We start from the raw sequence: 12,015 nt of genomic DNA on the forward strand, positions 1-12,015 counted from the left end.
GAGGGGCCGTCCGCCGGAACTGGCCGGCCGACGTCGGGCACCGGCCATGCTAGGCCCGGAGCAGTCAGGCGCCTACCCGACGCGCTGTCCCGGGCGATCTCAGCCCTGGGAACCGGCAGCCCCGCGATATAGTGCGCAGTGGGGACGTCGGCCCCGGAAACCTCAGGGCCACCGTCCGGTTCGACTCCACCGATCTCCACAGAATCGCCCCAGACAAGGACCATGTACCTCAAGACCCTGACTGCCCGCGGCTTCAAGTCCTTCGCCTCGGCCACCACGTTCCACTTCGAACCCGGCGTGACCGCCGTGGTGGGTCCCAACGGCTCGGGCAAGTCCAACGTGGTGGATGCCCTGTCCTGGGTGATGGGGGAGCAGGGCGCCAAGAACCTGCGTGGCGGCAAGATGGAGGACGTCATCTTCGCGGGGACCGCCGGCCGGGCACCATTGGGCCGCGCCCAGGTCTCCCTGACCATCGACAACACGGACGGCGCCCTGCCGATCGAGTACTCGGAGGTCACCATCTCCCGCACGCTGTTCCGCAGCGGGGGATCGGAGTATGCGATCAACGGCGGCTCCTGCCGGCTGCTGGACATCCAGGAGCTGCTGTCCGACTCCGGGCTCGGCCGTGAGATGCACGTGATCGTGGGCCAGGGGCAGCTGGACCGGATCCTGCAGGCCAGCCCCGAGGAGCGCCGCGGTTTCATCGAGGAGGCCTCCGGCGTGCTCAAGCACCGCCGGCGCAAGGAACGCAGCGTCCGCAAGCTGGAGTCCATGCGCTCCAACCTGGATCGGGTCCGCGACCTCACCGAGGAGGTGCGGCGGCAGCTGGGGCCGCTGTCCAAGCAGGCCAAGACGGCCCGCAAGGCGCAGCGCATCCAACACGACGTGCGGGACGCGCGTTCCCGGCTGCTCGCTGACGACGTGGCTCGTCAGCAGGCGGCGCTGGATCGTCTGGGGGCCGGGGACCAGGAACTCGAGGAAGCGGTGGCAGACGCCCAGGCCGAGGTGGACCGAGCCGCCGAGGCGGCCACGGCGATGGCCGCCGAGCTCGCCACCGCGTCCCAGGCTGCCGCGGCCGCCCGGGACCACTGGTACCGGCTCTCCACGCTGGCCGAGCGGTACCGCTCCCTGGGAGCAGTGGCCGCTGAACGTGAGCGTTCCCGGCGCCATCCCGTGCCTCCTCCTTCAGGCCCGGATCCGGAGACCGCACAGCAGCTGGCCGAACGTGCCGAGGCCGAGGCCTTCGCCGCCGAGGCGGCCGTGACGGCGGCACGCCAGGACCTGGAACGGACCGCGGCTGAACGGCAGCAGGCCGAACTGTCCGCCCGCGCCGCCACCGAGGAATACACCCGGTTGATGCAGCAGGCCGCGGACCGCCGTCAGGCCGCAGCCGTGGCGGCCGGCCGGATCGAAGCCGCCCGGGCCACCGAACGGTCCCTGCGAGGACAGTGGGAACAGTCCACCGCCCGGTTGTCCGAGAGCGAGCGGACCGCCGAGGACCTGCGCGCGGAACTCGTGGACTATCAGAACCGACTGGCCGGGTCCCTGGATTCCGAGGAGGCACTGGACGCCGACCATGAGGCAGCAGCCGAGAAGGCCGAGGGGCTGCGGAACCGGCTCGCCCGCCTCGACGAGGCGCTCGCCGTTGCCGAATCCGCCCACGGGGCCGCCATGGCCCGGCGGGACGCACTGATCGAGGCCCTGGAGCCCGAGGCCGGCGCCGCAGCGTCAGCGCTCGGGGATCTTGAGCCGACCACCCTGGCTCAGGCGCTGACCGTCCAGGACGGGTGGGAGGCGGCCATCGCCGCGGCCCTCGGGGGTCCCTCCGAACAGCTCGTGGTGGATGGGCTGGAACCTGCGGTTCGGGCCGCAGAGCGGCTCTCGGAGGCCGGCGCTGCCGATGCACGACTGCTGTTCGCCTGGTCAGGCGACTCCCCAGATGGCTCGGCAGATGGCTCGGCAGGCAACCCCTCCGACGACTGCGTGGACGGCAGGGACGGGGCCGATGACCTGCCGGTGACGCTGCCCGAGGGCGTCACGGACGCGGCGGCGATGGTGCGGTTCCCCGCGGGGCAGGGTCGGCCCGGCATCGCCGGTACGGTCCACTCGCTGCTGGCCGGGACCCTGTTGGTGGAGGACCTGGCCACGGCTCGTGCCCTGTGGGAGTCCGGCCGGTTGCCACAGCGTCACCGGGGGGCACCGGCCCGCCTGGCGACCCGGGACGGGCACGTGCTCGGGGCCGGGTGGGCGGACGGGCGGGGCGCCGGGGCAGGGAGCCGGCTGGAACGGCAGGCCGCCGCAGACGAGGCGTCTGAGGTGGCAGGTGCGGCCCTGCACGAGGTCGAGCGGCTGCGCTTCGAGCGGTCCGGGCTGGTGCACCGGGTCGAGGAGGCGGTGACCGCAGAGCAGGCCACCCTGGAGGCCCTGGAGGCCTCGGATGCCCGGTTCACCGCCGTGACGGAGGACCTGGCGCGTCTGAACCAGCAACTCGCCCATGCCGACCAGGCGGTCGAACGGCAACGGGCCGAACTCATCGCACTGCGGGAGCGGCTCGCCGAGGCGGAGACCGCGGTCGGGTCGGCGGTCGAGGCCGCTGAACGGCAGACCGGGCTCGCCGCGGCGGCCGGGGACGGGGCGGTCCCCGAGGCGGAGGACGTCGGTCCCGCCCCGGACCCGGCGGCGCGTGACGCCGCGGAGGGCCGGGCCGGTGAGGCCCGGCACGAGGAGACCGAGGCCCGCCTGGCCCTGCGGGCCGCGGAGTCCACGCTGACCCAGCTCACGGCCCGGGCGGATCAGTCGCGGCGTCAGGTGTCTGCGGCCACCGTGGCCCATCAGGAGCGGGAGCGGGCCGAACAGAAGCGCCGCGCGTGGCTGGCGCGGATCTCCGCGGTCTCTCAGGCCCTCCAGGAGGCGATGGCGTCTCTGGAGCAGGCCGTGGCCCGGGCCGAGTCCGACCGTTCCGAGCTCGAGCGCCGGGGCGAGGAGCTCGCGGCGGAGCGGCAGCGGCTGCAGAGCGCCGCCGAACGGCACCGCTCGGCCGTGGCCCAGGCCAAGGACCGGTTGCACGCGGCGCGCATGGCCCGGCAGGAGCAGCAGCTCACCCTGGACCAGTTGCTGGCCAAGGCCCTGGATGATCTGGGCATGACCGGCGAGTACCTGCTGGAGCACTTCGGTCCGGAGGTTCCCGTCCCACTCGTGCCCGCGGAAGTGGACGGGCCAGCGTCGGAGGGGCCGGCGTCGGGCTCCGTGGTCGAGGATGATGCGGCGGCCGAGAACGCCGAGGCGCCCGAGACCGAGTCCGTGCCCTACGACCGGGCCGAGCAGCAGAAACGGCTGCGCCGCGCCGAACGTGAGCTCGCCGCCTTGGGACGGGTGAACCCCCTGGCGCTGGAGGAGTATGCGGCCGTGGAGGAACGCCACCGCTTCCTCTCCGGTCAGCTCGAGGACCTGGACTCCAGCCGGCGGGATCTGCTGACCATCATCCAGGACGTGGATGCCACGGTGCTGCGGGTGTTCTCGTCCGCGTTCGAGGACACCGCGGCCCAGTTCCAGCATGTCTTCGCCACGCTGTTCCCGGGCGGTGAGGGCCGGCTCTTCCTGACGGATCCCGAGAACCTGCTGGAGTCAGGTGTCGAGGTGGAGGCCCGTCCGGCCGGCAAGAAGGTCAAGCGGCTGTCCCTGCTCTCGGGCGGTGAGCGGTCCCTGGCGGCTGTGGCCATGCTCGTGGCGATCTTCAAGGCCCGCCCCAGCCCGTTCTACGTCATGGACGAGGTGGAGGCCGCACTGGATGACACCAACCTGGGGCGTCTGCTGGAGATCTTCCGGGAGCTGCAGCAGGACAGCCAGCTCATCATCATCACCCACCAGAAGCGCACCATGGAGGTCGCGGACGCGCTCTACGGCGTCTCCATGCGGGGAGATGGCGTCAGTACGGTGATCAGCCAGCGTCTGGACGGTGGCCGTCCGGCTGAGGCGGCTCTGGCGGATTGACCGCCGGCAGGGCCCCGGTGCGCGGCCCGCCCGGTGTCACGGGCAGATTGGTCTCCGCCGCGAAGGCCCAGGAGATGGCGCCCACGGCCAGGATGCCCCCGGTGAGCATGAAGGCCCAGCCGAACCCGGCCGCATCCACCACGAGCCCGGCGATCAGGGGCCCGGAGATGGCTCCCAGGTCAGAGGCCATCTGGGCGGTGGACATGACGGGACCGGCCTTGCGGTCCTGCCCCACGAGGTCCGCGATGGCCGCCTGTTGGGGTGCGTTGAGCAGTCCCGTCCCGGACCCGGAGAGCACGCAGAGGGCCAGGAACACCCAGGCGTTGTCCATCCAACCGATGAAGGCGGTGCCGGCCGCGGCCACCAGCAGCCCGATGATGATGAGCGGCTTGCGGCCGTGGGCGTCGGAGAGCCGCGAGGAGAACGTGACGGCGGCGATGTTGCCGAGCGCGAAGAGGGACAGCGCCGCCCCGGCGATCTGCGGGCCGTCCAGCCAGAAGCCGGTGCCCGCGAAGGCGGTGGCCGCCAGCAGCGGGGTCAGCGAGTTGCGGACGCCGAAGGTGGCCCAGCCGTTGGCGAAGAAGGAGGTCAGGGCCGCGCGGTAGGAGGTGTGTTCCCAGGCCTCGGCCACGCGCATCTCGGGCCGCACGTCTGGCTTGCCGCGGTCGGCCAGCCGGGAGTCGCGGAGCAGGACGAAGACCAGTCCGGCGGCCGCCACCAGCGCCGTTCCGTAGATCAGGAAGGGGACGCGGTACCCGAAGACCGCCAGTACCGAGCCGACCACCGGTCCGGCGATGTTGCCGATCAGGAAGGCCGAGGCATAGGCGCCGGAGACCCGGCCGCGGATGCTCGGGGGCGCCTTGCGGGCCAGGAAGGCCATGGCGGAGACCGTGAACAGGGTGGAGCCGATGCCCCCGAGGGCCCGGAAGGTCAGCAGCTGCCAGTACTCCTGCGAGAACGCGATCAAGAACATGGACGCCGCCACGATCAGCACCCCGGTCATATAGGCGGGGGTCTCGCCGAACCGGCTGGTGATGCGGCCGGAGAACGGGGCGAACAGCAGCCGCGTGAGGCCGAACGCGGAGACCACGGCGGAGACCGCGGTGGCCGAGGCGTTGAACGACTGGGCGTACTGGGGGAGCACCGGGGCGATGATGCCGAAGCCGATGGCGATGATGAAGGCCGCCGCCACGAGGACCTTGATCTCCCGGGGAATGGGGACCTGCGCAGTCCGGGAGGTCTTCGAAGGTGCCATGACCCCATCCTGCCACCCGGGCGCTGACCGTGCTGTGACCGGCAGGGGCGGCCGGGAGCTGTGACAGACTGGTCCGGTGGATCCGATCATCTTGATTTCGCTCGCCTCTGTCCTCATCGTCGGCCTGGCCCTGCTGGGGTTCATCGACCGCACGCCCAAGCCGCCGAAGGGCACCTACCCGACCACGCGGGATGACAACGACCCGGCGCCCGGCGGCACGGCCGGTACCGATCTCCTCGAACGCCCGGAGACCGACGACGCCGGCCGGACCGGCACCGCCGTCGCGGAACCCGAGTCTCCGGTCGCCGCTCCCGTGCCGGCCACGGACGTGGAGGACATCGAGGCCCCGCCTGGGCTGGAGACCCCGGCCCCAGCCGCCGGCCGACTGGCCCGGCTGCGGGCCCGCCTGGCGAAGTCCAACAACATCTTCGGCAAGGGTCTGCTGGCCCTGCTCTCCAGCGACAACATCACGGACGAGGTCTGGGACGAGGTCGAGGAGACCCTGTTGCTGGCGGATCTCGGCACCGCCCCGACGATGGAGCTGGTGGACAACCTGCGTGAGCGGGTCACGGTGGAGGGCTCCAGGGACCCACAGCAGGTCAAGGCCATGCTCCACGAGGAACTGGTCAAGATGGTGGACCCGAGCATGGACCGCCGGCTGGATGCCACCCGTAAGCAGGACCGCCCGGCCGTCATGATGGTCGTCGGCGTCAACGGTGTGGGCAAGACCACCACCGTGGGCAAGATCGGCCGCGTGCTCGTGGCCGAGGACCGTCACGTGGTCTTCGGCGCGGCGGACACCTTCCGCGCCGCCGCCGCCGAGCAGTTGGCCACGTGGGGCTCCCGTGTGGGCGTGGACACCGTCCGCTCCCATGAGGATGGCGCGGACCCGGCCTCGGTTGCCTTCGAGGCGGTGAAGACCGGCATCGAGCAGGAGGCCGATGCCGTCATCGTGGACACCGCCGGACGCCTGCAGAACAAGGCGAACCTCATGGACGAGCTGGGCAAGATCAAGCGAGTCATCGAGAAGCAGGCCCAGGTGGACGAGGTCCTGCTGGTCTTGGACGCCACCACCGGCCAGAACGGCCTGGCCCAGGCCAAGGTATTCGCCGAGGTGGTCAACATCACCGGGATCGTGCTGACCAAGCTGGACGGCACCGCCAAGGGCGGGATCGTGGTGGCCATCCAGCGAGAGCTCGGCGTCCCGGTCAAGCTGGTGGGCCTCGGTGAGGGACCGGATGATCTGGCCCCGTTCAACGCCGAGGGCTTCGTGGAGGCCCTGCTGGACTGAGGGATTTGCCGGGCCGGGTCCCGTAACACGCTGTTAACGCCCTCGGGGCGAACCTCATCTACCGGAAACATCTCCGCACGGGTCAGGAAACACAGCGGGAGCATCCTCTTAACCGGGACCAGTCGCAACCGTCGCGGCTCGTGCCGATGACCCGGGCCATCCCCGTCCGGGCGCGGCGGTTGGTCCTTCGGCGAGAGGAATCAATGTGGAAACGATCGAACTGACAGCAGGCCATGTCTGGACCATGGTGTGTGCCGGCCTGGTCCTGCTGATGACCCCCGGCCTGGCCTTCTTCTACGGGGGCCTGACGCGAGCCAAGGCCTCACTGAACATGATGATGATGTCCTTCGTGTCCATCGGCCTGGTCGCCGTGGTCTGGGTGCTGTGGGGCTACAACATGTCCGGCGGTGAGGGCATCCTCCAACTGTTCGCCAGCCCCTTCGCCGACTTCGGCCTCTACGGGGCCCTCGGGACCGAGGACCTGATCGGGATCGGCTTCGGCGCCACCTTCGCGATCATCACGGTGGCCCTGATCTCCGGGGCGATCGCCGACCGCGCCAAGTTCAGCACCTGGGTGGTCTTCGTCCCGATCTGGGTCACCGCCGTCTACTGCCCGCTGGCGTTCATGGTGTGGGGCGGTGGCCTGCTCTCGGCTGACGGCTTCATCGGTTCAGCCGTCGGGGAGGCCATCGACTTCGCAGGCGGCCTGGTCGTCCACATCGCCGCCGGCGTGGCTGCGCTGGTGCTGGCCCTGCTGCTGGGCAAGCGCAAGGGCTTCGGCGTCGACCCGGGCCACCGTCCCCACAACATCCCCTTCGTGATGCTCGGTGCGGCCCTGCTGTGGTTCGGCTGGTTCGGGTTCAACGGCGGTGCCGCGGCCGACGCCACCCAGGCGGGTCTCATCTGGGTCAACACGCTGGCCGCCCCGGCCGCCGCCATGCTCGGCTGGCTGCTCACCGAACGGGTGCGCGGCAAGCGCGCCACCTCGATCGGCAGTGCCTCCGGCATCGTGGCCGGCCTCGTCGCCATCACGCCGGCCTGCGCCTACGTGGACCCGGTGGGCGCCCTGATCATCGGCTTCCTCTCGGGCGCCGCCTGCGCACTGGCCGTCGGCCTGAAGTACAAGCTCGGCTTCGACGACTCCCTGGACGTCGTGGGCCTGCACCTGGTGGCCGGCATCCTCGGCACCGTGATGATCGGCCTGCTGGGCCTGCCGATGGAGGACGGCCGCGCCGGCCTCTTCTACGGCGGCGACGCCTCGCTGCTGATGGCCCAGGTCGTGGCCGTGGTGGTCGCCGTGGTGTACACGGCCATCGTGACCTTCATCATCGGCATCGCACTCAAGGCCACGATGGGCTGGCGCGTCACCGCCGAGGAGGAAGAGCTCGGCCTGGACCAGTCGCTGCACAGCGAGATCGCCTACGAGTTCGGAGGCGGTGGGATGGGGACGTCCTATGCCGAGACCGTGGACACCGGAGAGCAGCAGCAGATCGCCGGAGCCCGTGCCGCCGAGCCCGCCCCGGAGACCGAAGCGGTCCGTGTGCAGTGATGGCACCGTGATGTCCTGACGGCGTTCCCCGCCGGGATCCCCGGACGGCGCCGGGCCCCCGCAACTGTGCGGGGGTCCGGCGCCGTCTGACTTGATACCCTTGGAAACCGGTAGATTCGCATGTGCCGCCCCCCAACCCCGAAGGAAGAGCACCGCAGTGTTCAACTCCCTGTCCGACCGCCTGGCCGCCACCTTCAAGAACCTGAAGGGCAAGGGTCGTCTGTCCGAGGCGGACATCGACGCCACCGCCCGTGAGATCCGCCGGGCGCTGCTGGACGCCGATGTGGCCGTTCCGGTGGTCCGGGAGTTCATCGCCCACATCAAGGAGCGCTCTCTCGGCGAGGAGGTCAGCCAGGCCCTCAACCCCGGCCAGCAGGTCGTCAAGATCGTCAACGACGAACTGGTCGGCATCCTGGGCGGCGAGACCCGGCGGCTGAACCTCGCGAAGAACCCGCCCACGGTGATCATGCTCGTGGGCCTGCAGGGCGCCGGTAAGACCACGCTGGCCGGCAAGCTCTCCCAGCATCTCAAGGAGCAGGGCCACACGCCGATGTTGGTGGCGGCGGACCTGCAGCGGCCCAACGCGGTCAAGCAGTTGCAGGTCAACGGTGAACGGGCCGGGGTTCCCGTCTACGCCCCGCACCCGGGCGTCTCCAGCGAGTTCGAGGACGCGACCGGAGACCCGGTTCAGGTGGCTCGAGACGGCGTGGCGGAGGCGAAGGCCAAGTACAACGACGTCGTGATCGTGGACACCGCCGGCCGGCTCGGTGTGGACTCGGAGCTCATGGAGCAGGCCGCGAACATCCGCTCCGCGGTACAGCCGGACGAGGTGCTCTTCGTCCTCGATGCCATGATCGGCCAGGACGCGGTGGCCACGGCGCAGTCGTTCAACGAGGGTGTCGGCTTCACCGGAGTGGTGTTGTCCAAGCTCGACGGCGACGCGCGCGGCGGTGCCGCCCTCTCGGTGCGCTCGGTGACGGGCAAGCCGGTCATGTTCGCCTCCACGGGCGAGAGCCTGTCCGACTTCGAGGTCTTCCACCCGGACCGGATGGCATCGCGCATCCTGGACATGGGCGACGTGATGAGCCTGATCGAGCAGGCCGAGCGCAGCTGGGACAAGGCCGAGGCCGAGAAGATGGCCCAGAAGTTCGTGGACCAGGAGGACTTCACCCTCGACGACTTCCTTGATCAGATGCAGCAGATCAAGAACATGGGCTCCATGAAGAAGCTGCTCATGATGATGCCCGGTGCCCAGGGCATGCGGCAGCAGCTGGAGCAGTTCGACGATCGCCAGATCGACCGCATCGAGGCCATCATCCGGTCCATGACCCCGCATGAGCGGGTGGCACCCAAGATCATCAACGGTTCCCGCCGCGCCCGGATCGCCCGCGGCTCCGGTGTCCAGGTCTCTGAGGTCAACGGCCTGCTGGAGCGGTTCGGCCAGGCTCAGAAGATGATGAAGAAGATGGCCTCCGGTGGGGGCATGCCGGGGATGCCAGGGATGCCAGGGATGCCAGGCGGCGGCGCCGCCGGAGGATCCAAGAAGGGAAAGGGCAAGGGCAAGAAGGCCAAACCCCGGTCCGGCAACCCGGCCAAGGCAGCTCAGGAGATGCGTGAGCTCGAGGAGCGCCGCAAACGCCCTGCCGCCCCGCCGCAGGGCTCGGCCTTCGGGAAGGGGGCCGAAGGCGGCCCGGACGGCTTCGATCCGTCCTCGCTGAACCTCCCCAAGGGCTTCGAGAAGTACCTCGGCGGCAACTGAGCCGAACTGCACCACGGGCCGTTCCTCCCCTGCGGAGGGACGGCCCGTGGCATGGGAGGGACAACTCTCCGGGAATAGTTGAAGCGTCAACCATGTTGTGCTGTACTGAAGGCCATTCACCACAACAGTTCTCCCGATCCTGAAGGAGCCTCCCATGACTTCCAGCGCCGCCACCGCAGATCACCTCATCGATCCTGCTGCAGCCTCGTTTGCAGCCTCGTTGAATCACCAGTCCATCAGTGGACGTCCGGTGGATCAGCTGCTCCCCGCTGGGCTGACCATGGGCATGGTCACCCTCAAGACAGACAACGTGTCTCGTCTACGCGGCTACTACGAGCAGGCCCTCGGGCTCGTGGTGGTGGCTCAGGACGGGCCGAACGTGATCCTGGGGCGCGCCGGGGTTCCCCTCGTGGGTATCGAGGAGGCCCGGGGTCTCAAGCTGCCGGGCGAGGGAGAGGCCGGGCTGTATCACGTGGCCATTCTGTTCGAGCAGGCCGCCGACCTGGCCGCTGCCGTGTACTCGGCCGTGCGTCATGACCCCACGCGGTTTGTGGGCAGCTCCGATCACCTGGTCTCCGAGGCCTTCTACTTCCAGGATCCGGACCACAATGGCATCGAACTCTATGTGGACCGTCCCCGAGATCAGTGGCAGTGGGGTGAGGACCGCCAGATCGCGATGGGCACCATCTATCTGGCGTGGGACCAGTACCTCAACAACCACCTCACAGAGGAGGCCGTCGCCCGGCTGCGCACGGCGCCCGCCTCGGTGGGGCACGTCCACCTGCAGGTGGGGGATGTTGCCACTGCGGAGGAGTTCTACGTCCGGGACCTCGGGTTCGAGAAGACCACGGGATTGGGCACCATGGCTCTGTTCGTGTCTGCCGGCGGGTATCACCACCACATGGCCATGAACACCTGGAACTCCACCGGGGTGGGGCCCCGTCGCAACACCCTGGGTCTGGGCACCGTGGACGTGACCCTACCTCGCGGTGAGGGGTTGGGCGCGGCGGAAGAACGCCTCGCGAGTGCAGGCCGGACCGCGCAGCGCACCGATCGTGGCCTCGAGGTGCGAGACCCGTGGAACACGCTGCTGGTCCTGACCGAGGCCGAGGCTCCTGCCGTCAGGATGTCCGGTGCAGTGACCGACTAGGAGAATTGGCCGGGGATCTGGCAGAATGGGACGGTACTGAGCTGCCGTCCGGGCGACCCTCTATCCCTCCGGCCGGCCGTTCTGTCAGTAGCCCGCCGTTCCGTGCCAACCCCACGGCCGGAGCGGAGGTTGCGCCACCACCAAGAACCAGGAGCTACCACACCCGTGGCCGTTAAGATCCGTTTGAAGCGCTTCGGCAAGATGCGCGCCCCGTACTACCGCATTGTCGTCATGGACTCCCGCGCCAAGCGCGATGGCCGTGCCATCGAGGAGATCGGCAAGTACCACCCGACCGAGGAGCCCTCGTTCATCGAGGTCCAGTCTGAGAGGGCCCAGTACTGGTTGTCCGTGGGCGCCCAGCCCACCGAGCAGGTCCAGGCCATCCTCAAGATCACCGGTGACTGGCAGAAGTTCAAGGGGGAGCCCGGAGCAGAGGGCACCCTGAAGACCAAGCAGCCCAAGGAGGCCTTCGTGGCCCCGCAGAAGGGCTCGGTCATCATCCCCGAGGCCATCACCCCCAAGAAGGACGCTGCTGAGGCTCCGGCCGAGTCAGCTGACTCCGCAGAGGGCGCCGAGGCTGCCGGCAACGACTCCGAGGCCCCGGCTGACGAGAAGTCTGAGTGACCATGCTGAATGAAGCGCTCGAACACCTGGTCCGGGGGATTGTCGATTCCCCCGAGGATGTCCAGGTCGACCTGCGCACCAACCGGCGGGGCGAGGTCCTCGAGGTCCGTGTCGATCCCTCCGACCTCGGTCGGGTGATCGGCCGCCAGGGCCGGACCGCCACGGCATTGCGCACCGTGCTGGACGGCCTCGCCGGCCACCCGGTGCGGGTCGACGTGGTGGACACCGACCGCCGCCGGTAGCTGTACCGTGCCACCCCACCCTGCAGGTCTCGGTGGGCGCGGCACATGACATGATGGCCCGTGTCCGGACACTGTCCGGCGCGGGCCATCGGTGTCTGAGACCACCCGCAGACCAGCCCGCCGATCATCCGGCAGTGCCCAGGAGAGGACCCCAC

The 12,015-nt window shown here is 69.7% G+C and carries 8 protein-coding genes; 7 read left to right on the top strand and 1 reads right to left on the bottom strand.

Translation table 11 applies throughout. The features are described 5' to 3' along the window. Nucleotides 1-222: 222 nt before the first annotated feature. The gene (locus tag IMT31_RS14925; protein ID WP_413543266.1) at nt 223-3,990 is read left to right on the top strand and encodes an AAA family ATPase; all 3,768 of its coding nucleotides are present in this window, start codon (nt 223-225) and stop codon (nt 3,988-3,990) included. Here the strand turns inward: IMT31_RS14925 and IMT31_RS14930 are convergent. Further along, a complete protein-coding gene (locus tag IMT31_RS14930) occupies nt 3,938-5,245 on the bottom strand; it encodes an MFS transporter (RefSeq protein ID WP_413543267.1) in 1,308 nt (435 codons plus the stop codon). The two genes, IMT31_RS14925 and IMT31_RS14930, sit on opposite strands and share 53 nt — an antisense overlap. A 76-nt stretch (nt 5,246-5,321) precedes the next feature. Here IMT31_RS14930 and ftsY point away from each other — a divergent pair, with 76 nt between their 5' ends. The 6 genes from ftsY to IMT31_RS14960 all read left to right on the top strand — a co-directional run bounded on the left by ftsY (nt 5,322) and on the right by IMT31_RS14960 (nt 11,860). Next, entirely contained in the window at nt 5,322-6,536 is a 1,215-nt protein-coding gene (ftsY, locus tag IMT31_RS14935) for a signal recognition particle-docking protein FtsY (protein WP_413543268.1), read from the top strand. Between the two features lie 214 nt (nt 6,537-6,750). Beyond that, nucleotides 6,751-8,085: an ammonium transporter gene (locus IMT31_RS14940; RefSeq protein WP_345356963.1), complete on the top strand. Its 1,335-nt coding sequence runs from the start codon at nt 6,751-6,753 to the stop codon at nt 8,083-8,085. A 157-nt stretch (nt 8,086-8,242) separates the two neighbouring features. Then, nucleotides 8,243-9,844 (top strand): signal recognition particle protein, encoded by a 1,602-nt coding sequence (gene ffh, locus IMT31_RS14945; protein ID WP_413543269.1) that lies wholly within the window; start codon nt 8,243-8,245, stop codon nt 9,842-9,844. Between the two features lie 280 nt (nt 9,845-10,124). Further along, entirely contained in the window at nt 10,125-10,994 is an 870-nt protein-coding gene (locus tag IMT31_RS14950) for a VOC family protein (protein WP_413544441.1), read from the top strand. Between the two features lie 165 nt (nt 10,995-11,159). Then, nucleotides 11,160-11,618, top strand: coding sequence for a 30S ribosomal protein S16 (gene rpsP / locus IMT31_RS14955; RefSeq protein ID WP_413543270.1), 459 nt, complete (start codon nt 11,160-11,162; stop codon nt 11,616-11,618). Between the two features lie 2 nt (nt 11,619-11,620). Beyond that, a complete protein-coding gene (locus IMT31_RS14960) occupies nt 11,621-11,860 on the top strand; it encodes an RNA-binding protein (protein ID WP_345356920.1) in 240 nt (79 codons plus the stop codon). Nucleotides 11,861-12,015: the final 155 nt, after the last annotated feature.

The organism is Citricoccus nitrophenolicus (genome assembly GCF_047305825.1).
GTDB classification, from domain to species: domain Bacteria; phylum Actinomycetota; class Actinomycetes; order Actinomycetales; family Micrococcaceae; genus Citricoccus; species Citricoccus nitrophenolicus.